General features: G+C 56.2%; 20 protein-coding genes and 4 tRNA genes. 4 read left to right on the top strand and 20 right to left on the bottom strand.

What is annotated here, in order from left to right; translation table 11 throughout:
- Positions 1 to 231 precede the first annotated feature (231 nt).
- From uvrD to PO881_RS00815, 7 genes are all read right to left on the bottom strand, one after another.
- On the bottom strand, positions 232 to 2,394 hold the full coding sequence (gene uvrD / locus PO881_RS00845; RefSeq protein ID WP_222234954.1) for a DNA helicase II: 2,163 nt from the start codon (positions 2,392 to 2,394) through the stop codon (positions 232 to 234).
- Between the two features lie 76 nt (positions 2,395 to 2,470).
- Entirely contained in the window at positions 2,471 to 3,187 is a 717-nt protein-coding gene (yigB, locus tag PO881_RS00840) for a 5-amino-6-(5-phospho-D-ribitylamino)uracil phosphatase YigB (RefSeq protein WP_277974368.1), read from the bottom strand.
- A complete protein-coding gene (gene xerC / locus PO881_RS00835; RefSeq protein WP_222234955.1) occupies positions 3,187 to 4,095 on the bottom strand; it encodes a tyrosine recombinase XerC in 909 nt (302 codons plus the stop codon). Before xerC ends, yigB begins: the two co-directional genes overlap by 1 nt.
- Positions 4,092 to 4,796 carry a DUF484 domain-containing protein gene (locus tag PO881_RS00830; protein WP_101763756.1) on the bottom strand — a complete coding sequence of 235 codons (705 nt, stop codon included), beginning with the start codon at positions 4,794 to 4,796 and terminating at the stop codon, positions 4,092 to 4,094. Before PO881_RS00830 ends, xerC begins: the two co-directional genes overlap by 4 nt.
- Complete coding sequence (dapF, locus tag PO881_RS00825) at positions 4,793 to 5,617, bottom strand: diaminopimelate epimerase (RefSeq protein ID WP_280172310.1); 825 nt, start codon at positions 5,615 to 5,617, stop codon at positions 4,793 to 4,795. The genes PO881_RS00830 and dapF overlap by 4 nt, the downstream gene beginning before the upstream one ends.
- 29 nt (positions 5,618 to 5,646) lie before the next feature.
- Positions 5,647 to 5,850, bottom strand: a complete 204-nt coding sequence (locus tag PO881_RS00820; RefSeq protein ID WP_101763757.1) for a lipoprotein — start codon at positions 5,848 to 5,850, stop codon at positions 5,647 to 5,649.
- A 134-nt stretch (positions 5,851 to 5,984) separates the two neighbouring features.
- On the bottom strand, positions 5,985 to 8,546 hold the full coding sequence (locus PO881_RS00815) for a class I adenylate cyclase (protein WP_101763758.1): 2,562 nt from the start codon (positions 8,544 to 8,546) through the stop codon (positions 5,985 to 5,987).
- 316 nt (positions 8,547 to 8,862) lie between these two features.
- Between PO881_RS00815 and hemC the strand changes: the two genes are divergently transcribed.
- Genes hemC through hemY form a run of 4 tightly spaced genes read left to right on the top strand, consistent with a single transcriptional unit; the run spans position 8,863 to position 12,894 of the window.
- Complete coding sequence (hemC, locus tag PO881_RS00810) at positions 8,863 to 9,804, top strand: hydroxymethylbilane synthase (protein ID WP_101763931.1); 942 nt, start codon at positions 8,863 to 8,865, stop codon at positions 9,802 to 9,804.
- Positions 9,801 to 10,541 (top strand): uroporphyrinogen-III synthase, encoded by a 741-nt coding sequence (hemD, locus tag PO881_RS00805; protein ID WP_101763759.1) that lies wholly within the window; start codon positions 9,801 to 9,803, stop codon positions 10,539 to 10,541. The genes hemC and hemD overlap by 4 nt, the downstream gene beginning before the upstream one ends.
- Positions 10,542 to 10,564: 23 nt before the next feature.
- On the top strand, positions 10,565 to 11,695 hold the full coding sequence (gene hemX, locus PO881_RS00800) for a uroporphyrinogen-III C-methyltransferase (RefSeq protein ID WP_101763760.1): 1,131 nt from the start codon (positions 10,565 to 10,567) through the stop codon (positions 11,693 to 11,695).
- Between the two features lie 2 nt (positions 11,696 to 11,697).
- Positions 11,698 to 12,894: a protoheme IX biogenesis protein HemY gene (gene hemY, locus PO881_RS00795; protein ID WP_280172309.1), complete on the top strand. Its 1,197-nt coding sequence runs from the start codon at positions 11,698 to 11,700 to the stop codon at positions 12,892 to 12,894.
- Between the two features lie 586 nt (positions 12,895 to 13,480).
- Here the strand turns inward: hemY and PO881_RS00790 are convergent.
- From PO881_RS00790 to wecC, 13 genes are all read right to left on the bottom strand, one after another.
- Positions 13,481 to 13,557: transfer RNA gene (locus PO881_RS00790), tRNA-Pro, on the bottom strand.
- A 37-nt stretch (positions 13,558 to 13,594) separates the two neighbouring features.
- A tRNA-Leu gene (locus tag PO881_RS00785) sits at positions 13,595 to 13,681 on the bottom strand.
- A 16-nt stretch (positions 13,682 to 13,697) separates the two neighbouring features.
- Positions 13,698 to 13,773, bottom strand: a tRNA-His gene (locus PO881_RS00780).
- 90 nt (positions 13,774 to 13,863) lie between these two features.
- Positions 13,864 to 13,940 (bottom strand) — tRNA-Arg (locus tag PO881_RS00775).
- A gap of 159 nt (positions 13,941 to 14,099) precedes the next feature.
- Positions 14,100 to 14,834, bottom strand: coding sequence for a lipopolysaccharide N-acetylmannosaminouronosyltransferase (gene wecG / locus PO881_RS00770; protein ID WP_280172308.1), 735 nt, complete (start codon positions 14,832 to 14,834; stop codon positions 14,100 to 14,102).
- Positions 14,835 to 14,862: 28 nt separating this feature from the next.
- Positions 14,863 to 16,206: an ECA oligosaccharide polymerase gene (gene wzyE, locus PO881_RS00765; protein ID WP_192236885.1), complete on the bottom strand. Its 1,344-nt coding sequence runs from the start codon at positions 16,204 to 16,206 to the stop codon at positions 14,863 to 14,865.
- A complete protein-coding gene (locus PO881_RS00760) occupies positions 16,203 to 17,273 on the bottom strand; it encodes a TDP-N-acetylfucosamine:lipid II N-acetylfucosaminyltransferase (protein ID WP_280172307.1) in 1,071 nt (356 codons plus the stop codon). The genes wzyE and PO881_RS00760 overlap by 4 nt, the downstream gene beginning before the upstream one ends.
- On the bottom strand, positions 17,270 to 18,523 hold the full coding sequence (gene wzxE, locus PO881_RS00755; protein WP_101763767.1) for a lipid III flippase WzxE: 1,254 nt from the start codon (positions 18,521 to 18,523) through the stop codon (positions 17,270 to 17,272). Before wzxE ends, PO881_RS00760 begins: the two co-directional genes overlap by 4 nt.
- A complete protein-coding gene (gene rffA, locus PO881_RS00750; RefSeq protein WP_280172306.1) occupies positions 18,523 to 19,653 on the bottom strand; it encodes a dTDP-4-amino-4,6-dideoxygalactose transaminase in 1,131 nt (376 codons plus the stop codon). The genes wzxE and rffA overlap by 1 nt, the downstream gene beginning before the upstream one ends.
- Positions 19,650 to 20,348: a dTDP-4-amino-4,6-dideoxy-D-galactose acyltransferase gene (gene rffC / locus PO881_RS00745; RefSeq protein ID WP_101763769.1), complete on the bottom strand. Its 699-nt coding sequence runs from the start codon at positions 20,346 to 20,348 to the stop codon at positions 19,650 to 19,652. The genes rffA and rffC overlap by 4 nt, the downstream gene beginning before the upstream one ends.
- Complete coding sequence (rfbA, locus tag PO881_RS00740; protein WP_101763770.1) at positions 20,326 to 21,207, bottom strand: glucose-1-phosphate thymidylyltransferase RfbA; 882 nt, start codon at positions 21,205 to 21,207, stop codon at positions 20,326 to 20,328. Before rfbA ends, rffC begins: the two co-directional genes overlap by 23 nt.
- Positions 21,208 to 21,229: 22 nt before the next feature.
- Positions 21,230 to 22,306 carry a dTDP-glucose 4,6-dehydratase gene (gene rfbB / locus PO881_RS00735; protein ID WP_137384904.1) on the bottom strand — a complete coding sequence of 359 codons (1,077 nt, stop codon included), beginning with the start codon at positions 22,304 to 22,306 and terminating at the stop codon, positions 21,230 to 21,232.
- Entirely contained in the window at positions 22,303 to 23,562 is a 1,260-nt protein-coding gene (gene wecC / locus PO881_RS00730; RefSeq protein ID WP_280172305.1) for a UDP-N-acetyl-D-mannosamine dehydrogenase, read from the bottom strand. The genes rfbB and wecC overlap by 4 nt, the downstream gene beginning before the upstream one ends.
- Position 23,563: the final 1 nt, after the last annotated feature.

Genomic DNA, 23,563 nt, shown 5'->3' with positions numbered 1-23,563 from the left:
GAAACTTTCGCTTCAAGGGTAAATCAGTGCTAACTCACGCGACGAGAGTAAAAAAGGGAGGTCGCTGTTAACCGCTAAGGCTACCAGCTAAAAGAGGTAACCTTAGGAGTTCCTGTTAAACAGGTGATTGAGCCAGCATCGACTGGGCGCGTCCAAGGCATTGTCCTCTCATGATAATAGTGCGCGCATGTTACGCTGAGACGAAAAAGTCGTCAAGGTAGCGCAACCGCGCTACACCGTTTCCAGACGGGCGTAAGCCGCCACCAGCCACTTGATGCCCTGGCCCTGAAACGCCACTTGCAAACGGCTGTGTTCACCGCTGCCTTCGAGATTGATGATGGTGCCTTCACCGAACTTGGCATGACGCACGCGCTGGCCGAGCGTGAAGCCGCTGTCATTTTGCGCGATGGGCGTGCCCATGCGCTGATGGCTCACCGGACGGCTGACGCTGGCGCGCAAACGCACCTCTTCCACGCACTCTTCCGGCAGCTCACCGATGAAGCGTGATGGACGGTGATACACTTCCTTACCATAAAGACGACGGCTTTCAGCATAGGTGAGCGTCAGCTTGACCATGGCACGCGTCACGCCAACGTAAGCCAGACGGCGCTCCTCTTCCAGACGACCGCCTTCATCCAGCGACATCTGGCTCGGGAACATGCCCTCTTCCATGCCGACGATAAATACCTGGCTGAACTCCAGCCCTTTCGCCGAGTGCATGGTCATCAGCTGCACCGCGTCCTGCCATTTGTCGGCCTGGCCTTCGCCTGCCTCCAGCGCCGCATGCGACAAGAACGCCTGCAGCGGCATCAAATCTTCGTCTTCGTCCTGATAGCTGAACTGGCGCGTTGCCGTGACCAGTTCCTCAAGGTTTTCTATACGCGCCTGGCCTTTCTCGCCCTTCTCCTGCTCGTACATCACCCATAAACCGGAGTCTTTAATTACGCGATCGGTTTGCACATGCAGCGGCATCTCGGCGGTTTCGCTGGCCAGTGAATCGACCAACTCGCAGAAGCGTTGTAACGCCGACGCGGCGCGTCCGGCTAAGGCTTTGTTCTGCAACAGCTCGCGCGTGGCCTGCCACAAGGTGAGTTGCTGATCGCGCGCGGTCTGGCGCACCACATCGAGGGTACGATCGCCGACGCCGCGCACCGGCGTGTTCACCACACGCTCAAAGGCTGCATCGTCGTTGCGATTGGCCATTAAACGCAGATAGGCCAGCGCATCTTTAATCTCCTGACGCTCGAAGAAGCGCATGCCGCCATAAATGCGATACGGCATGCTGCCTTGCAGCAGCGCCTCTTCCAGCACGCGCGATTGGGCGTTGCTGCGGTAGAGAATGGCGCAATCCTGCAGCGCATTGCCGTTCTCGTGCCAGCTTTTGATGCGATTGACCACAAAGCGCGCTTCATCCAGCTCGTTGAATGCGCAGTAGAGTGAGATCTTTTCACCATCGCTGCCGTCGGTCCACAGCTCTTTACCGAGGCGGCCATTGTTGTTGGCGATCAGCGTGTTCGCCGCTTTCAGAATGTTGTTGGTCGAGCGATAGTTCTGCTCCAGGCGAATGGTTTCCGCGCCGGGAAAATCCTGCAGGAAGCGCTGGATGTTCTCCACCTGCGCACCGCGCCAGCCGTAAATCGACTGATCGTCATCGCCGACAATAATCACGCGGCCGGTATCACCCGCCAGCATGCGGATCCACGCGTACTGAATGTTGTTGGTATCCTGGAACTCATCCACCAGCACGTTGCTGAAACGCTCGCGGTAATGGTTCAGGATATGCGGCTTGTTCAGCCACAGTTCGTGGGCGCGCAGCAGCAGCTCGGCGAAATCCACTAATCCGGCGCGATCGCAGGCTTCCTGATACGCCTGATAGATGCGCAGCCAGGTTTGTTCAACCGGATTGCCGTAGCTTTCGATGTGTTTTGGCCGCAGGCCTTCATCTTTTTTGCCGTTGATGTACCACATGCCCTGACGCGCAGGCCACTGTTTCTCATCAAGGTTCATCGCTTTGATCAGGCGCTTCAGCAGACGCAGCTGATCGTCGCTGTCGAGGATCTGGAAATCCTGCGGCAAACCGGCATCAAGGTGATGCGCGCGCAGTAAACGGTGCGCCAGGCCGTGGAAAGTACCAATCCACATGCCGCCCTGGCTGGTGCCGATCAGCTGATCGATACGATGGCGCATTTCCGCCGCCGCTTTGTTGGTAAAGGTCACCGCCATAATCGAATACGGCGAGCAGTTCTCTACCGACAGCAGCCAGGCGATGCGATGCACCAGCACACGGGTTTTGCCACTGCCTGCTCCGGCCAGCACCAGCAGGTTGCTGCGCGGTGCGGCGACCGCCTCGCGCTGTTTGTCATTCAAGCCGTCAAGCAGATCAGAAACGTCCATAAGCACCGTTCGCGAAAGAAAATGAACTCAAATCCACACTGCTGCGGATAGAGCTGTATATATTTACATGTGTGGATTATAGCAGCGAGGTCAGAGATGCCAACCGATCAATTTCAACGTGCGGCAGCAAACGCGCATCGTCGATCTTCATCAGATTGCCTTCACGCAAATTGATCCAGCAGGCTTGCATACCGGCACGCAGCGAACCGGCAACATCGGTGGTGAGATCGTCGCCGACGTGCAGAATGTGCTGCGGCGCAATGCTCAAACGCTCAGCGGCCAGATGATACATATCCTGCCACGGCTTGGCGCGACCGTGCGGACCGGCACGCAGCGCGAACTGGAAGTAATGATTAATACCGAGCTTTTCCGGGCAGGCATTGCCGTTAGTGATCGCCACCAGCGGCACGCGCTCGCCCAGCCACGTCAGCGTTTGATGCGTCTCTTCCGGCATATCGACTTCACTACGCCACTGATGGAAGACGCTCATCACGTCGCTGGCACCGGCGGTGGCTTCCGCTTTGGATAAGCCGACATTGAGCAGCGCCAGCTCCACCGAGCGACGACGCCATTCAGACACATCGTGATAAATTTCCGGCTCGCGCGCCAGCAACTCATTGCGCAGCGTCTGATAATCCGCCGGGGTGAATTCTCGCAGAGCTGGATGATACGCCTGCAGCGCAGCGTGCGATTCGGCAGTGGTTTTGCGAATGACGGGATGGTTGTCATACAGCGTGTCGTCGAGATCAAAGGTGATTGCTTTGATCGGGCCGAGCGGACGATAAAACTTCATTAAGACTTTCCTCGTTTGGCACGCGGATGGGCCGCATCGTAAACCGTCGCCAGATGCTGGAAATCCAGATGGGTGTAGATTTGCGTGGTCGCCAGATTGGCGTGACCGAGCAGTTCCTGTACCGCGCGCAGATCGCCGCTTGATTCCAGCAAATGCGTGGCAAAAGAGTGGCGCAGTTTATGCGGATGAATATGGCTGGCAACGCCTTGCTTGATGCCCCATTCGGCAAAACGCTTCTGCACGTTGCGCGTCGAAATCCGGCTGCCGCGGCTGGAGACAAACACCGCATCATCCTGCGGCGCAAAGCTAGCACGCAGCGGTAACCAGTGCTGAATCCAGGTAACCGCCGTGCCGCCAATCGGTACGCGGCGCTCTTTGCTGCCTTTACCCAGCACCCGCACTTCACCCGCCTCCAAATCCATGTGGCGACAATCCATATTCACCAGCTCAGACAGACGCAAACCGCCGCCGTACATGGTTTCCAGCATCGCGCGGTCGCGTACCGCCAGCGGATCGTTGAGATCGATCTCCAGCAGTTGGTTAACTTCGTCGACATCCATGTTTTTCGGCAGATGGCGCGCATTACGCGGCGTGGAGATGCCTTTAGCGGGATTGGCGCTCAACATGCCCTGATGCACTTGCCAGTCGAGAAAACTGCGCAGCGCCGACATACGCAGCGCCAGACTGCTGGCGCCTAAACCGCCCCGCCGGCTGCGTGCCGCCAGGCTGCGCACCTGCGCCGGTTCCAGCTGCGACCAGCTCGTCAGCTTCATCTCATCGGCCATTGCCATAATCGCCTGCAATTGCCGTTGGTAATTCTTTTGCGTCAGCGGACTCAGCTGGCGTTCGACCTTGAGATAACGCAGAAAGTCATCCACGGCCGGCAGCAGCGGACTGACGTGACTCATGCGCGTTCAATCCAGCGTGACAGCAGATCCGGCAACATTTGCGCCAGATGCTGCAGCAGCAGCGTACCCATGCCCGCCTGATAATGCTGATTATCGCGGCTGGTGAACATTAATATGCCCAGCTCGCCGCGTTCGCCCATCAGCGACATCGCTACCGAGCCAATCGCTTTGGCCTGCGGCAACAGCAGTAGCAATTCCGGACCGTTCAGGCTGCCGAGATAGTGATGTTCATTGCCGAAGCGCTGAATGCGCAGCGGTTCGAATGCCTGACGTGACAAGCCGAGCTGGGTGAAATCAGAGGGTGCGCCGATGTGCCACTTGTCATTGAACACGCGTACGTGTGCGCCGGCCAGACCCAGTTCGCGCGCCCAGCGGTGCAGACGCGTTAGCATCTCTTGCAAGCTGTCGGCGGCGGCGAGATGACCTTGCAGCGCCAGCAGGCGATCAAACAGCTGATGGTTGGCGGTAGCCTGCTCCATCAGCAGCGTGATCTCCTCTTCTAACTGCTGGATGTGGTTGCGCTGCCGCGCCATATGCCACTCCACCAGCGAAACACTGCCGCGTACCGGATGCGGCACCATCATCTGTTCAACCTGGCGCGCATTGCGAATAAAAAAATCGGGGTTTTGACGCAGAAATGCGCTTACCGATTGATCGTCCAGCAAAACCTCGCTTTCGGTTTGCTCTTCGACATTTTTCATAGATGAATAAACCCATCGTAGACGTGTGTGGCTGGACCGGTCATAAACAGCGGCTGCCCTTCCCCTTTCCAGGCAATGTGCAGCGTTCCGCCCGGCAAATCGACGCGGACATTTTCCGCCAGAATGCCCTGCTGAACGCCGCAGGCGACCGCCGCGCAGGCGCCGCTGCCGCATGCCTGGGTTTCGCCTGCACCACGTTCATACACGCGCAGACGGATGTGTTCACGATTGACCACTTCCATAAAGCCGACATTGACGCGCTCCGGGAATCGCTCGTGGCTTTCCAGCTCTGGGCCCAGCGTTTCCACCGGCGCGGTTTTCACGCTTTCTACCTGAATCACGCAGTGCGGATTGCCCATCGATACCGCACCAAACATCACGGTTTGCTCGGCCACCCGCTGCAAATAAAGGTTCTCTGCTTTATTCGCGCGGAGCGGCACGCTTTGCGGTTCGAAGTTGGGTTGACCCATATTGACGCGCACCAGCTCATCATTGGTAACGCTGAGCACCATGCGGCCGGTTTGCGTGCTGACACGAATGTCGCTTTTATTGGTCAAACCTTTCAGACGCACAAAGCGGGCAAAGCAGCGTGCGCCGTTGCCGCACTGCGCGACTTCGCTGCCATCGGCGTTCAAAATGCGGTAATGGAAATCGAGATCCGGATCGTAAGGCGGTTCAACGATCAGTAGCTGATCAAAACCGATCCCCAGATTTCTGTCCGCCAGGCGGCGAATCAGTTCCGGCGAAAAAAAGACGTTTTGCGTCACAGCATCCACAACCATAAAGTCGTTGCCGAGACCGTGCATTTTTGAGAACTGCATTTTCTGCTCCGCCGGATTACTCATTGAGTTTAGTTGGCCTGCGAACCAGGCTTGCTGGTGACCAAACCACCGACATCAGCATCCTGAGCCGCTTTTTGCTGCTGCGCGGTGACCTGCTGTTTCGGCTTGTTTGGCTGATCTTTCGGCGGGAAATACAGCGGTCCTTTTAGGCCACAGCCTACCAGGCTGACCAGTGCCAGCGCCATACCCAGCTGACTCATCACTCGTATCATTCTGTCTGCTCTTCTGTCCTAAAGCCATGGTTGCTTATCATCGCAGTTGACGTTGTAAAAGCAACAGGAAATAGCCGCATTTCCTGCGGCAGGTCAGAGTAACAGCGCATCCCGCCGCGCGAACGCGGGCGGGATCAATGCATTTGGTAGCGCGGCTGGAAGTCGCCGTTGTCGTTGTCAGGCTGGGTGGCGCAGAGCTGCGTCAGCGTTTGGCTGCGGAAAGGAATCACCTGGAAACGTTCGCCAGTGTTCACAATCTGGTAGAACTGCGGCAGGTTAAAGTTGATAAAGCTGGAGCCGTAAGTAAAACGGTCATGCGACGAGGAATAGAATCGACTCACGTCGCGCACCAGCTCCTCTTTACTACCTTCGCAATGGTGATAAACCTCAACGCGATTGGTTTCGTCGAGGATATAGATGTTGAAGCCGCGATCGTCATTAGTATCTTCAAAGAAGAACTGAATGATGCCTTCGCTGGCGTAGCCGTTCACCACCGGCGGCAACGGCGTCTGGTTCGATTCCACTTTAATCGACAAACCATGCAGCTTGTTGTTAGAAATCGCGCCATAAAATTCGACGGCGTTTTCCAGCTTCTGCACCGACACGCTCATGCGTTCGAAGAATAAGCCCCAGGTTTGGCCCGCCATGCGTAACGCTTTAAAGCGGCCCGGTTCCTGACGCGTGCTCGACAGACGCAGCTCAATGCATTCCGAAACCAGCTGCTGCACGCGAGTACGAATTAAACCGCGCAGATGCTGGCTGTAGCAGAATACTTCCACCGTATCCGGCGGCGCAGCATCCTGATGCATTTTGCCGAGAATGGTTTTCAGCGCCTCAATCATCGCCTGCTCGCCATTGAAGTGCAGCGTACGCACTTCATTCCACGAGTTGCGATAGAGCAGATCGATGCTGCCAATCAAACATTGCTGCTGCTGACCGAAGCTAAACACATCCAGCTTACGGAAATCAAAATGCACCACCTGATTGCGGAATGCGGAGGTAGGATCGTGTTCCAGGTTAACGATAATCGCTAAGTGACGAATTTCGCACGGGCTGTAGAGCGCTTTCGGCGTCGGTGCTGGCACGCGCAGCGGGAAGTGGCTCGACACATCGTTAACCAGTTCCTGCAGACGCGGCAGATCGCACAGATCGTTGCCCTTCATATGCAGACGCGTTTTACTGGTCAGCAAACCGTTAAACCACGCCCACGCCACCAGCTTGTTCAGATAGCGATTATATTCCAGCGGCTGATGGCTGATGATGGAACTCATGTCCGGCGATTGGTTATACAGATACCAACCGGCGCGATTAGCGCGGCCCGCCGGGACATGAATAAAGGTAAGATTCTCTTCCGAGAGATCGGGCGAAATCTGCGGGTTCACTAAAGTGACTTTACCCGGCAGCGCCTCGAACGCGGCATACAGTTTACGCGTCAGCACGCCGATATCCTGCGGGCTGGCGCTGACGCTTAAATTGTTGCGACGCGCAAAGCGAATCAGGTTGCGATAGCTCTGCATCATCGCATCCAGCAGCTCGTTGTGCGCTTCGCGTACCCGTTCGATTTTCCACTGCGCGCGGTTATCCAGTACCGCTAACTTCTCTTCATCCCAGCCCCACTCTTTAACCAGCTGCGATAAGATCTCGCGCCGCCAGCCGGTGCGCTGATGATGGTGATCTTCGCTCGAGAGCTTTTCACACACTTTTAAATAGAAACATCGACGCACTAAATCGAGGCGCGCCATGTCATCAACGCTAGTGAGATAGCGCGTCACGCGCTCCAGCATCATGCAGTAAGGATCGAGACCGAAGGAGACAATTTCGCCGTCGTGCAGGCGCTGCTTGATGTCCATCGACAAGAGCTGCGTGTCGGGATATTCCCAGCTGTAGGCTTCCAGCAGCAGGGTTTTCAGCACCGCTTTATACGGCGAGTCGATACTTTTATACAGCTGCCACAAGCTGGCACCGAAATACTCTTCCGCTGACAGCGTGCCAAGGCCGCCGAGATCCAGCCACTCATTCGGCGTCAGTACGCCTTGTGAATAGAGCGACATGACGTAATCGTCGTAATGGTGCTCCTCTTCGCCAGGCACCATATTCCACAGGATGCGTTTACCCGCCATACGCACGGCGGTACGGTAGAACTCATCCAGCAGCAAAATATGTTGGGTAGAACCGCAGTCTTCACCGCCGAGGCTACCGCTTTCGTTATGGCGGAAACGGTTCTCGTCAATCAGGAAGAAGCTGACTTCCACACCCATCGACACACACCATTTCTGCAACAGCGTGCACTTACGCTGCAGATTGAGGCGCTCTTCATTATCCAGCCACGATTGGTGGCATACCCAGATGTCGAGATCGGAAATGCTGTTTTGCCCAACCGACGAGGTGCTGCCCATAGAGTAAATGCCGGTAATTGGACGTTCGCCCGCGACGGCGGCGGTGAGATCGAGTGGTTGTCCGCCCGCTAAGTTCTGCAGCAGCTGGAATTGATTTTCATCGGGCGTGTAAAGGCAGACGCCATGCGGAACGCTACCTTCGAGGTAGCCCGGCATCAGCGGATGATGGTAATGCAATAATGTTGGCAGCAGACTGTAGACTTGCTGGAAAGCAGGCCCCATGGCAGCCAGTGCGCGATCTACACGCAGCTGGTTAATCGCATCCAGTCTCTGTTTCAGTGTCTCAATGTAGAGGTACAAGACGTTTCGCCTGATTGTCCCAGTGTTAAGCACCCTGTTTCCGCATTCTGCCGCTTAATAATAAAGATATCGGGCAATTAATTGCTGGAAACGTGATCAATCTAACACCCGGAGGATTGACCGTAAAGAAAGTTGCGCTACTTAACAGTTTAGCATGTTCCGACCGTAGCCCTGCTTTTTTCAGACTTCGACACAAAACTGCGACCCGCAAGATCCAGGCGCAGTCTGACATCGCGGCCTTTTCAATCCGTTGAAACTGACAGCATTCCCCTATCAATGATAGGATATTCGATGAACGATCAAAATGGTTAACAGCATGTTAAACAAAATTTTCAGAATTGCTACCAGACAAAGTCCCCTTGCTTTGTGGCAGGCACAATATGTCCAACAGCGTCTGATGGCGGCTCATCCGGGTCTGCAAGTTGAGTTGCTGCCGATGGTCACCAAAGGTGATGTCATCCTTGATACGCCACTGGCAAAGGTTGGCGGCAAAGGGCTGTTCGTTAAAGAGCTTGAGTTGGCAATGCTGGAAGGCCGCGCCGATCTCGCCGTGCACTCAATGAAAGATGTGCCGATCGATTTTCCACAAGGCCTCGGTCTGGTGACCATTTGCGAGCGTGAAGATCCGCGCGATGCTTTCGTCTCCAATCGTTACAACAGTGTTGATGAGCTGCCGCAAGGCGCGGTTGTCGGGACGTCCAGCCTGCGTCGCCAGTGCCAGCTGAGCGCCCGTCGTCCGGATTTAGTGATTCGCTCGCTGCGCGGCAACGTCGGCACGCGTCTCGGCAAACTCGATGCCGGTGAATATGACGCCATCATTCTGGCGGCGGCCGGTTTGAAGCGTTTAGGTCTGGAAGATCGCATCCGTCAGGCAATGCCTGCCGAGATCTCCCTGCCCGCCGTGGGTCAGGGCGCCGTCGGCATTGAATGCCGCGCAGATGATGAGCAATTGATTACGCTGCTACAGGCGTTGAATCACGACGATACCGCCGTATGCGTGCGCGCCGAACGCGCAATGAACACGCGGCTGGAAGGCGGTTGTCAGGTGCCTATCGGCAGCTTCGCGGTGCTGGAAGACGATCAGCTGTGGCTGCGCGGATTAGTTGGCTCACCGGACGGCAGTCAAATGGTGGTCGGCGAGCGTCGCGGTCCACGTGATCACGCCGAAAGAATGGGGGTTTCGCTGGCCGAAGAGCTGCTGGATGGCGGCGCGCGCGACATTCTGCGTGAAGTGTATCAAGGTCAACCGCCAGTATGACCATCCTCGTGACCCGCCCGGAACCGGCCGCCACTGAACTGGTCTCGCGTTTGCGCAGCCTGGGCAAGCTGGCATGGGGCTTCCCGCTGATTGAATTTACGCCGGGTCGCGATCTTATCCATTTGCCAAGCCAACTTGCGGCGTTACAGCCAGGCGATCTGGTGTTTTTACTGTCGCAGCAGGTCGTTACTTTCGCCGAGCCCGCTTTACAGCAAAGCGCGACAACATGGCCTGAAGCCCTCAACTATTATGCTATTGGTCGCAGCACCGCTTTAGCCTTGCATACCGTCAGTAATCTCAAAGTAGACTATCCTCATGCGCGGGAGACCAGCGAAGAGCTGGTGCGCCTGAACCGTCTGCAGCAGGTTAGTGGCAAACGCGCGCTGATTCTGCGCGGCAGTCCGGGGCGCGAGTTGCTGGCAGAAACGCTGATTGAACGCGGCGTTGAGGTGCAATACTGCGAGTGTTATCAGCGCTGTGAAAAGCACTACAACGGCGCGACTGAAGGCCGACGCTGGCGCGATCGCGGCATTACAACGCTGGTGGTAACCAGCGGCGAAATGTTACAACAACTCTTTTCTCTGTTTCCGCCAATTGATCGTCGGGAATGGTTACTGCACTGTCGGCTTGTGGTCGTCAGTGAACGTTTGGCTACGCAAGCCGCTGAATTAGGCTGGCAGGACATTGATGTAGCCGATGGTGCCGATAACGATGCGCTGCTGCGCGCGTTACGCTGAACTTAACAATGGGATGAGCCATAATGACGGAACAAAAAGCCTCCTCCGCCATGGTTGAAGAAACCACCCCAGCGGACAATTCTCCCTCGCCAGCAACCAAACCACCTCGCGATAAAAAAGGCGATGGCAAGGTGCTGAGTGCCGTGGCGATTGTGATTGCGCTGGCGATTGGGGCGGGACTTTACCTTAATGGGAAACACCAGGCCGATTTACAGGCTCAAACTAACCAGAATCTCAGTGAGCAGCTGAGCGCCTTGCAGCAGCAACTAGGCAGCGACAAACAGCAGCTGACGCAACAGCTGGATAGCGCCAACAGCGCCTTGCAGCAGGCGCGCACGCAGCAGGATAACAGCGCAAAAGAGCTGGAAACCCTGCGTGATAAAGTCGCTACCATCTCTGGAAACGACACGCGTACCTGGCTACTGGCGCAAGCGGACTACCTCGTCAAACTGGCGGGCCGCAAACTGTGGAGCGATCAGGATGTCACCACCGCGGCAGCGTTATTGAAAAGTGCTGATTCCAGCCTGGCCGACATGAACGATCCGAGTGTGATGAACGTGCGTCGCGCCTTAACGCAGGACATCAGTTCACTCTCCGCCGTCAGCCAGGTTGATTATGACGGCACCATCCTCAAGCTTAATCAGCTGTCGAACGGCGTCGATAATCTACGCCTGGCCGACAACGACAGCGATGATTCGCCTATGGACGCCGATGGCGGTGAACTCTCCAGTTCGCTGCACGAATGGCGTCAAAATCTGGTGAAAAGCTGGCATAACTTTATGGATGATTTCATCACCATCCGCCGCCGCGACAACACCGCGCAGCCGCTGCTGGCACCGAATCAGGACGTTTACCTGCGCGAAAACATTCGTTCGCGCCTGCTGATTGCGGCTCAGGCCGTACCGCGTCATCAGGATGAGATCTACAAACAGTCTATCGATGCGGTATCAACCTGGGTTCGCGCCTGGTACGACACCAACGATGCCGCCACCAAAGCCTTCCTTGCACAGCTGGATGAATTGAGCCAGCAAAGCATTTCAATGGATGTGCCGGATACGCTGGAAAGCCAGCCGCTGCTGGAAAAACTGATGCAAACCCGCGTACGTAATTTGCTGGCTCAGCCATCGGTTGCTGCTGATCAACAAGGAGGCTAACCATGCTGAAAGTATTGGTGCTTTTCCTGCTGCTGATTGCGGGCATTGTGGTTGGACCGATGGTAGCCGGCCATCAGGGCTACGTGCTGATCCAAACCGACAACTGGAACATTGAAACCAGCGTAACCGGCCTGGCGATCATCTTGATTCTCAGCCTGCTGGTGATTTTATTGGTGGAATGGATTCTGCGTCGCCTGTTCCGTACCGGCGCACGCACACGCGGCTGGTTCACCGGCCGCAAGCGCCGTAGCGCGCAGCGCCACACGCAAAGCGCGCTGATGAAACTGGCTGAAGGTGACTTTAAACAGGCCGAAAAACTGCTGTCGAAAAATGCCGACCACGCCGATCAGCCAGTAGCAAACTACTTGCTGGCTGCCGAAGCGGCACAGCAACGCGGTGACGAAATCCGTGCTAATCAGCATCTGGAGCGCGCTTCTGAGTTATCGGTGAACGACACGATTCCGGTTGAAATCACACGCGTACGTCTGCAACTGGCGCGCAACGAAGATCATGCTGCACGCCATGGCGTTGATCGCCTGCTGGAAGTCGCACCGCGCCATCCGGAAGTGTTGCGTCTGGCAGAACAAGCCTATATTCGTACCGGCGCATGGGGCGCATTGCTCGACATTCTGCCTGCGATGCAGAAAGTGCAGATCAATGATGAAGCACAGCGCGATGCCTTGCAGCAGCAAGCCTGGCTGGGCCTGATGAACCAGGCGATGGCCGATCAAGGCAGCGACGGTTTGAAGAAATGGTGGCAAAACCAGAGCCGCAAAACGCGTCAGGAAACCGCCTTGCAGGTGGCTATGGCAGAACATTTGATTGAGTGTGACGATCCGGATACCGCACAGAGCATCGTGCTGGAAGGTCTGAAACGCCAATATGACGATCGTCTGGTATTGCTGATGCCGCGTATTAAAAGTGGCGATCCGCAATCTCTGGAAAAAGCGCTGCGTCAGCAGATTAAACAGCATGGCGCCACGCCGCTGCTGCACAGCACGCTGGGTCAGCTGCTGATGCGTCATGGGGAATGGCAGCAGGCAGCAGAAGCGTTCCAGCAAGCGCTGGCGCAGCGTCCGGATGCGTTTGATTATGCCTGGCTGGCCGATGTTTACGACCGCCTGCATCGTCCGGAAGACGCTGCCAAAATGCGTCGTGAAGGCCTGCTACTTACGCTGAAGACCAATACCAGCATCTGATTTTACGATTGTTACTTTTGTGCACGCCGGGCTTGTCCCGGCTTTTTTTTGCCTGTCATATACTGCAGACAAAAAAACACCTGCCATAAGCAGGTGTAAGATCAGGTCGTTAAGACAACTGATGGCATCCGACTCAACGTAATGTCCTTCTTACTGCAGTAAAGCGTGCGCAAATACTGCCAGGCTGGACAACGGATGCCGTAAGGGGCTCTGCATCATTCCCAGGTTTATGTAGCATCAGCAAACATAAGAGGTGGAATGAGCATCTACAGGTAGATTATTGCACAAGACGTGCCAAAGTTGCAGCACGTGCAATAAGCTAATTAATATCAACAGGATATAGTCCCTGCCACAATCCCGGTGTTAGCCACTGTCGGTAAAACGCGACGATCATTCAATAAGCTGTCTCCGCAGAACGACAAGCTATGCAAGGAATTGTCATACCCATATAAATCAATGATTTATATGTATCTAAATAGCGACAATGTGCGGAATTACGCTCAAAGGAAATGATGGGAAGAGTTGAGAATATGAATGGCGGATACAAACGAAAAAAGCCTGCTTTTTCAAGCAGGCTTTTCGAATATGGTCGGCGAGAGAGGATTCGAACCTCCGACCCACTGGTCCCAAACCAGTTGCGCTACCAAGCTGCGCTACTCGCCGATTTTTTACTTCTTTAACGCTACAGCGTAATTTTGCCTGGTGCGAAGGGAGGGACTTGAACCCTCACGTCCGTAAGAACACTAACACCTGAAGCTAGCGCGTCTACCAATTCCGCCACCATCGCGTGACCGAGCAAAATCTGGGGTGGCTAATGGGACTCGAACCCACGACAACTGGAATCACAATCCAGGGCTCTACCAACTGAGCTATAGCCACCATAATTCTGGTGCGTAAGCGTGTTTCGCTTACTAATTCACTGCATAACGCGGTCTAACCAACCACCGAAGCTCTTGCGCACAAACTAAATGGCGCGCCCGACAGGATTCGAACCTGAGACCTCTGCCTCCGGAGGGCAGCGCTCTATCCAGCTGAGCTACGGGCGCGTAGCGCCGTTGCGGATGGGCATACTACGGGCTTGACCTCATACTGTCCAGCCCTTTTTTAGAAAAAAAACGCGTTTGATTACGCTTTGTGCATTCCATCGATAATTACAGCAGTTTGAGGCGCTTACCCTCTCATTTTCGCTGGAAAAACCAGCAATTTCAGAGATCGCCCCGCCAATGGTAGCGTAAGTATTTCAGCAGCTTTAATTGGCGACGCAGACGCGAAGGCTGACGAATAAGGCGATAAAGCCATTCCAGTCCGGACTTTTGCCACCAAACGGGCGCGCGCTTAACGTGCCCGGTAAACACATCGTAAGTGCCACCAACGCCCATATAGAGCGCATGCGGCCAATGGGCGCGGCAATCACGCATCAACAACTCCTGGCGCGGCGAACCTTGCGCCACCGTGACAATCTGCGCACCACTCGCGGCGATGCGGGCAAACAGCGCGTCGCGCGCTTCAGGCGCAAAGTAACCATCCTGAATGCCAACGATATTCACATTCCACTGTCGGCGCAGCTTGTCGCAGGTTTCCTGCAGCACCGCCTGACGTCCACCAATCAGAAACACCGGAATGCCGCTACGCCCTGCACTCTCCATCAGCGCTTCCCACAAATCCGCGCCTGCGATACGGTTCACCTGCAGCTGAGGATACTTCTTACGCAGCGAACGGACGATGCTGATGCCATCCGGATATTTGAACTCAGCCTCAGCGATCAGTGCGCGTAGCTGCGCATCTTCTTCCAGCGTGAGCATTTTCTCGGCATTCATCGCCACCAGCGTGCCGCAGCGCGGTTTGCCCTCGGGCAGCAGAAAGTGCAGAAAGCTCGCCATATCGTTGAAGGCGTGAAGATCGACTCCGCGCAGGCTATAGCGCGGCTTATCGGTTTCCATGGTATGAATTTCCCGTTGTGCCCAAAGGTTAAGAAGGGCTGTGTAAAACCGGCTCGCTGCGCGGACGAATCAACCCCGCGCGCGCCAACAGCCAGTAAAGCAATTTAGCCGCCCACATACAGGCCGCAAAAATCAGACAAAAGAACACCACGCGCGAGCCGAAAGCATCCAGCCCTTCACGCGCCAGCACGATCATATTAAACACCGCGCCGAAGCAGAAACTCTGCAAAATCGCCCCGCTGTAACGGTTGCTGGTATCGCGGCCATACAGATAAAGGTTATCGAAGCCTTTCATCAGCAGGCCGACAGCCACCGCACCGATTGGGATAAACCACACGCCGCCCATCACCACCAGCGAACCCAACAGCGTGGGCGAGATCGCCAAGCCGGAATGGTTATTCAGCACTTCCCAGGTAAAGTAGTTAGCGCTGTTGAGAATGGCTGTTGGACGTCCCGGCCACATCCAACTGGGAATGAACACGTAGAAATCGCGCCAAATCGGTGCCAGCCCCTGAAAATCGATCTTGTCGTAGTTTTGCAGTAACAGCGCCAGATTTTCCCACGGCGAGAAGGTATCGCGCGTCAGATAAAGGAAGGTATAAAACGCTTCATCGCCCACCACGTCGAGGTTATAGCGACGCAACGCCAGCCAGAACATACCGCCAATCGCCATCACACCGGCGCCAACCAGCATCCACAGCGTGATCCAGCCGCGCGTTATACCAATAAACAAGAACAGCGCGAACGCGATAATGATATTGGCGCGCGTGCCGCCCACCAGCGCGTAGGTCAGCAAGCCAAATGCCACCGACACCAGCAAAAACCACAGCCACTGACGCTGGGTTGGCTTGAGGAAGTAGCGAATCAGCATCGCCGGAATAAAGAAGTAGAAGAAGCGTTTAAGCGCCACGCCGGACACTTCGCTGGAGAAGATCTGGTTGTAAGCCGAAAGCCGGAAAAGCAGCAGGCCGTTGTGCATAAAAAATACCGTCACGGTGCCAATCGCCACCAGCGCCAGCAGCAGACAGGTCAGATGGGTTTCAACCCGGTTCATCTGCAGCCAGGGTTTGCGCGCAGGCGCATTGGCCGGCCGCAGCCGCACCTTGTAGCTAACGTAATAGATGGCATAAAAGCTGGTAGCGGCCAGCAGCGCCTGCAGCAGATATTCCGGCGGCACCACCGCCACGTTAAAGCGGAATACCAGCACGCTGGTCAGCGGGAAGCCGAAATAGAAGGTCAACAAAAACAGAATGGTGAAGAACAGGTGGAAGTTGAAGCGCACCCGTTTAAATTCCCGCCAGGTTAGGGTCAGAATGAAACCCAGCGAACACAGATAAACCACCAGCAGACCACTAAACTGCATCAGGCTCATGTTCTCTCCCTTTCACTCAGGGTTAGCGCGTCGCGCCAGCCTGCCAGATAGCCGGGGGCAAAAAAGGCAATCGACGAGTGATCGCATTGCGCTAATTGCCGTTGCGCTTCGGCCACGCTGGCGCTATCCAGCGCATCTTCGCTAAACAGCACCGGCAAACCTTGCTCGCTAAGATCGCGCCAGAACGGATTTTTGCGGTTCAGCACAAACGGAATATTGGCCTGAATCAGCAAGCAAAGCGTACCAATGCCTTGCTGGCGCTCGAACATAAAATAGCCGAGCTGGCAGCGGCTAAGCAATGTCAGATAGGCATCAAAGTCGATCTTGTCGCGCAGCAGCGTCACTTGCCCCGCCGGGAACAGGCGCTGTGCGGCGGCGGCAATCTCATCGATATAAGCGTGATTATTCTGCGGATAACCGAGCGGCACGACGATTTTCACCTGTTCACCAAACTGGGCTCGAATCGCCTCTAAACCGGCAATGTGACGATTACTGCGATCGCCGGAGTTACCGAGCAGAATAGTGAAATCGGGGCTTTCCACTGGCGCAGGCAGCGCCACGTCCGGCATGCGCGTCGGGAAATAGAGCCGCGAGGCGGGAGCGCGCGGATGACGCTGCTGGAAATGGTGCAAATCACCGCGCGTCGCAAACACGCGCGCCACGCGCCCTTGCGCCATTCTGCGCAGCAGATAAAACAGCTGATACTTAAGGCCGCGCCCTTCTTCGTAGAGATCCGCGCCCCATACATGCCAGAACGCCTGCTGACGACGCAGTTTGCCGCTCAGCAAGGCCAACCAAATGCTGGGATTAAACTGGCCGTGAAAGAAGAAGCGCTGCGAGCGATCGGCAGCACGCGTCACCACCGCTTGCGCCAGCGCACGCTTGCTGGCAAAGGTTTCAATCTGCAATGAAGCATACGCTTGCAGCGTTTCGGGCGCGCTGGATACCACCATAAACTGACGCGGCGCAGCGCCAGGCAGCTCGGCGCTCATCACGTCATTAAAGAAGCGCAGCACCGTATGATTGTGATGCGGGATATCCGATCCCAATACGTGAAAAGTCGTCATTTTTTCCGGCAATAAATCATGAAGGCGCCACAACAAAGGGCGAAATAGAGAACGTAGGTTGCCATGTAAGCCTGCGCGGCCCCGGCGGTCCCGTGCAGCGGAATCAGCCAATGGGAAAAACCGGTCAGCAGGGCAAACTGGCTGATTTCCGTCAGAATATAGAAGCGCAGTGACGCTTTGGCGATCACCAGATATCCGAAAACATAGGCGCCGACTTTAAACACATCACCGCACAACTGCCAGACGAAAAGGTCACGCATCGCGCTGAACTGCGGCGAAAACAGCAGCCAGATAGCGACATCGCGCAGTAGCCATACGCAGAAACTGGCCGCTGCGACGGCAGGTAACACAAAGCGCAGCGCACGCCCAATCTCACGGGCGATTTGCGGTTTCTGCTCCAGCCGCGCCAGCGTGGGCAACAGCCAGACGCTAAAGGTGGCGGTGATAAACTGCAGGTAGGCATCGGAAATACTGGTCACGCCCTGCCATAAACCAACCTGCGCCCAGCCTTGCTGCTCGGCCAGCAGATTTCGCATCATCACCCACGCCACCGGCAAGGTGAATGAGGTGATCAGCGCCATCAGCGTAAACTTCGCCAGATTGCGCGCCAGGTCAGGATGCCAGCCTGGCATCAGCCAGCTCAGCGGCAGCCGATCGCGATGGCGACGTAGCATCAGCAACGCCGGAAACACCAGCAGCGCCGGCACCAGCGCCAATCCCACTAACGCACCAGCATAGCCGCCCAGCCACCAGCACAGCACATAACCCAGCACGCCGACGATACTTCCGGCAATCAGCGCCAGCGCATTGCCGCGCGCATCGCGGAAGCCCTTCAGCAACGCCAGCGTCAGATTGGCCCAGGCAATACCGAGCTGTAGAAAGGCAACAATGCGCACCACGTTGGCATATTCAGCATGACCAAACAGCGCCGTGCTGATGGGCGTTGCCGCCAGCAAAAACACCAGCGCCAGCAGCGTTGAAAAACCGAGCACAATCGCCGAAGCCGTGCCGGTCACCGCGCGCAGTTGTTGTGGCTGTTGCTGATGTTGCGCGACTAACGTAGTGACGCCGTTAAAGATGCCCGCGCCCGCCAATACGCCGAGTACAGTAATCAACTGGCGGAAGTTACCGGCTTGCCCGATCCCTTCGGGTCCGAAGCTTATCGCTAACAGTTTCACCACCAGCAGGCCAGCAACGATTTTTACCAGCGTGGAAGACGCGGTCCAGACTGATGCTTTTGCTAATGACATCAGGCAAAGAAACTCAGCAGCGAACTGATCACCGTACGCTGGTTGTTATCCGATAAGTTGTAGAACAGCGGCAGGCGCAGCAGGCGCTCGCTTTCACGCGTGGTAAAGGCATCATCACCGTGGAAGCGGCCAAAACGTTCACCCGCTGGCGACGAGTGCAGCGGGATGTAATGGAACACCGTGAGGATTTCCGCCTCTTTCATCCAGTTGATCAGCGCCTGACGATCGTCGCTGTCGCGCAGCTTGATGTAGAACATATGTGCATTGTGGCGGCAATTTTTCGGCACCACCGGCAGCTCAATACGGCCGGCAGCAGCTAGCGGCCGCAGCGCATCGTAGTAGCGTTGCCACAAACGCAAACGCTGCTGATTAATTTGCTCCGCCGCTTCCAGCTGCGCCCACAAATAGGCCGCCTGCAAATCCGCCATCAAATAGCTGGAGCCAATATCGCGCCAGGTATATTTATCTACCTGACCACGGAAAAACTGGCTGCGGTTGGTGCCTTTTTCACGAATGATCTCGGCACGATCCACCAGCTTCGCGTCATTGATCAGCGTTGCGCCGCCTTCACCGCCGGCGGTGTAATTTTTAGTTTCGTGAAAGCTAAAGCAGCCAATGTGACCAATGGTGCCGAGCGCGCGTCCTTTGTACTGCGACATCACGCCTTGCGCGGCATCCTCGATAACATAGAGTTTATGCTTCGCCGCCAGCGCCATGATGCTGTCCATCTCGCAGGCCACGCCCGCGTAATGCACTGGCACGATGGCGCGGGTTTTCGGCGTGATCGCCGCTTCAATCAGCGTTTCATCGATATTTAGCGTATCGGGGCGCATATCGACAAACACAATGGTCGCGCCGCGCAGCACAAAGGCGTTGGCGGTGGAGACGAAGGTGTAGCTCGGCATGATCACCTCATCGCCAGGCTGCAGGTCAATCAGCAGCGCCGCCATCTCCAGCGATGCGGTGCAGGATGGCGTCAGCAGCACTTTTTTGCTGCCGAAATGCTGTTCCATCCACTGCTGGCAGCGGCGAGTAAAGCCGCCATCGCCGCACAGCTTGCCGCTGGCCATCGCCGACTGCATATATTCAACTTCGCTGCCGACAATCGGCGGCGCATTAAATGGGATCATGAGGCTTTCCTGTAGAACCAGTAAGCGGTGCTTTCCAGCCGCGCACCGCTGCGTAAATAGAGGCGCAACGCCGTGAGATTGCTGAGCTGGGTCGCCACGCGCAGATGCGTTAGCTGACGTACGCGGCCCCAGTCGGCGGCGGCGAGCAGTAAGCGCTGGCCGACGCCGCAACCTTGTGCGGCGGGCAATACCGCCAGCAGACCGATGCGCATGTCGCCGTCCACTTCGCGCATCGAGACGAAACCTTGCAGCGCGCCCTGCTCATCGCAGGCCACCAGACATTGATTATCAAAGGTGCCGCGCACCGCATTTTCAATCCACTGCGCGTAGAAACGTCCGCTGTCCGCCGCAGCAAACCACGGCGCGCGGAAGCGACTTTGGCTAAACGCCTGCGCAGCCGCTTCACGCAGTGCCGGGATTTGTGCTTCCCGCGCAATGCGCACGCCAACTTGCCGCTCGGTATGTTTGATGCTGAGGGAAAGGTCAGCTTCGCCTTCCACTAACTGAAAACCATGCTGGCTCAGCGCATCGATGGCATCAACGCGTTCAGCGGGCACCTTCACTTGCCACAGCGCATACGGCTGCTGAAGGGCCTCGGCCAGCGTCAAATCGCCATCCAGCGATAAGCGCGCGCTGTTCTGACCGAAGAACTCATTTTCCCACGTAAGGGAATCAATATTGACGCGGACGGGCATTGTGAACATCCAGCAGATACTGGCCGTAGCCGGTTTTGGTTAGCGCCTGAGCCGCGGCTAGAAGCTGGGCATCGCTCAGCCAGCCGTTACGCCATGCAATCTCTTCCAGGCAGGCAATTTTAAAGCCCTGCCGTTTTTCCACCGTCTGCACAAACATACTCGCCTCAATCAGGCTGTCGTGCGTGCCGGTATCCAGCCAGGCAAATCCGCGCCCCAGTAACTCCACCGCAAGCTCGCCCTGATCGAGATACATTTGGTTGATGGCGGTGATTTCCAGCTCACCGCGCTCAGAAGGTTTCACCTGTTTGGCAAACTCCACCACGCGATTATCGTAAAAATAGAGGCCGGTGACCGCCCAGCGCGATTTCGGCTGCTGCGGTTTTTCCTCAATGGAGAGCGCGTTAAAGTCGTCATCAAACTCCACCACGCCAAAACGCTCCGGATCCATCACCTGATAAGCAAAGACGGTCGCGCCGCTGCTGCGCGCGGCCACTTTCTTCAGCTTGGGGCTGAAACCCTGGCCGAAATAGAGATTGTCGCCCAGCACCAGACAACAGTGATCGTCACCAATAAAACTTTCGCCAATGATAAATGCCTGCGCCAGCCCATCAGGACGGGGTTGTTCTGCATAGGTTAGCTGAATCCCAAATTCACTGCCGTCGCCCAGTAAGCGTTCAAAATGGGCGCGATCTTCTGGCGTGGTGATGATCAAAATTTCGCGAATCCCTGCCAGCATCAGTACCGACAGCGGATAGTAAATCATGGGTTTGTCATATACCGGCAACAGCTGTTTCGAGATGGCGCGGGTAATCGGATGCAAACGCGTGCCCGAACCTCCGGCTAAAATAATGCCTTTCATCGCTGCTCCTTCTGAAGTGCGTTTAACGCGGCGTGGCTAATCCCAGACGCTCACCGCGATAGCTGCCGTTAAGAATTGCCTGCCACCATTGCGGGTTTGCCAGATACCATTGCACGGTTTTACGAATGCCGCTCTCAAAGGTTTCCTGCGGCGTCCAACCCAGCTCACGCTCAATTTTACTGGCGTCGATGGCGTAGCGCTGGTCGTGGCCGGGACGATCGCTAACAAAGGTAATCAGGTCACGGTAGCGGCTCAGGTGCGGTGCACGCTGCTGCGGCGCCAACTCATCCAGCAGATCGCACAGCGTTTCCACCACTTCAAGATTACGTCGCTCGTTATGACCACCAATATTGTAGGTTTCCCCTACTTTGCCGCTGCTCACCACGCTATACAGTGCCCGCGCGTGATCCTCTACATATAGCCAGTCGCGTATCTGGCTGCCGTTGCCATACACTGGCAGCGGTTTGCCCGCCAGCGCATTAATGATGGTGAGCGGGATCAGCTTCTCCGGGAAATGATACGGCCCGTAATTGTTGGAGCAGTTAGTGATGATGACCGGCAAACCGTAGGTGCGCAGCCAGGCGCGCACCAGATGATCGCTGCTGGCTTTGGTCGCCGAATAGGGGCTGCTCGGCGCATACGGCGTGGTTTCGGTAAAGAAATCGTCGCTACCGTGCAGGTCACCAAACACTTCATCAGTGGAGATATGATGCAGAATGAAGCCTTTTTTGCGTTCATCTGCCATGCCATTCCAGTAATGACGCGCCGCTTCCAGCAGCTGATAGGTGCCGACAATATTGGTTTCGATGAAGGCGATAGGTCCATCGATCGAGCGGTCAACATGACTTTCTGCCGCCAGATGCATAATGCAATCCGGTTGATAGTGTGCCATGACGCGATCCAGCTCAGCGCGATGGCAAATATCCACCTGTTCGAAGGCGAAACGTGCATTCTGTTGCACCGGCGCCAGCGACGCCAGATTGCCGGCATAGCTTAGCTTATCGACCACCACCACGCGGTGTTCAGTGTTTTCAAGCAGAAAACGTACCAGCGCAGAACCGATAAATCCTGCCCCGCCGGTCACCAGAAACTGTTTCATCGCCAAACGCCTTTGGTATCAACAATCCACGGCTGGGCAATCTGGGCCGCATCAATCGCGCGGAACTGTGCGTGATCAACCAACATCACCAGAATATCCGCCTGCTGCAGCGCTACGTCCGTGGCAACCAGCGTGGCTTCGTGCGCCAGACGTTGCGGAATGTCTTCCACATGCGGTTCAACCACCCAGGTTGCGCCGCTGTGCCACTCGGCAATCCGATGGGCGACGCTCATCGCCGGACTTTCGCGCAGATCGTCAATATTCGGTTTGAAGGCCAGACCAAAGCAGGCAATGGTGACATCGCTGGCGCGTTTTCCGCTGGCGGTGAGGCACTCTGCTAACGCCTTTTTTACCTGATCCAGCACCCAGCCCGGTTTGGCATCATTCACTTCACGTGCGGTGCGAATCAGTCGCGCCTGTTCTGGATTCTGCGCCACGATAAACCACGGATCGACGGCGATACAGTGCCCGCCGACGCCCGGTCCGGGTTGCAGGATGTTGACGCGCGGATGGCGATTCGCGAGCGCAATCAGCTCCCACACGTTGATGCCCTGCTCGGCGCAAATCAGCGACAGCTCATTGGCAAAGGCGATATTCACATCGCGGAAGCTGTTTTCTGTCAATTTGCACATCTCGGCGGTACGCGCATTGGTTTCCACACACGCGCCGCGCAGGAAAATGCGGTACAGCTCGCTGGCGCGTGCGGAACAGGCTGGCGTCATGCCACCAATGACGCGATCGTTTTCCAGCAGTTCAACCATCACTTTGCCGGGCAACACGCGCTCCGGGCAGTAAGCGATAAACACATCGCACGCATCACCGTGCTGCGGGAAACGCAAATCGGGACGCGCCGCCGCCAGCCATTCCGCCATTTGCTCGGTGGCGCCCACCGGCGACGTCGATTCGAGGATCACCAGATCGCCCGCTTTTAACACGGGTGCAATCGACAGCGCCGCGGCCTGCACATAGCTGAGATCCGGCTGATGGTCGCCGATAAACGGCGTGGGCACGGCGATCAGGAATGCATCGGCGGCTTCGGCCTGTGTAGTCGCACGTAGATGACCGGCACGCACGGCTTCGCGCACCACATCACCCAACTCGGGTTCCACGATATGGATATCGCCACGATTGATGGTTTCAACGGCGCGGACATTAATATCCACGCCAACGACTTTCTTTCCCTTTGAGGCAAAAACGGCCGCCGTTGGCAGCCCAATGTAGCCCAGTCCGATAACGGAAATGGTTTCAAAACGCATG

This window comes from Pantoea sp. SS70, from assembly GCF_029866845.1.
GTDB lineage: Bacteria > Pseudomonadota > Gammaproteobacteria > Enterobacterales > Enterobacteriaceae > Pantoea > Pantoea leporis.
The sequence above is the reverse complement of the archived record's forward strand: the minus strand, read 5'-3'. Positions and strand labels throughout refer to the sequence as shown.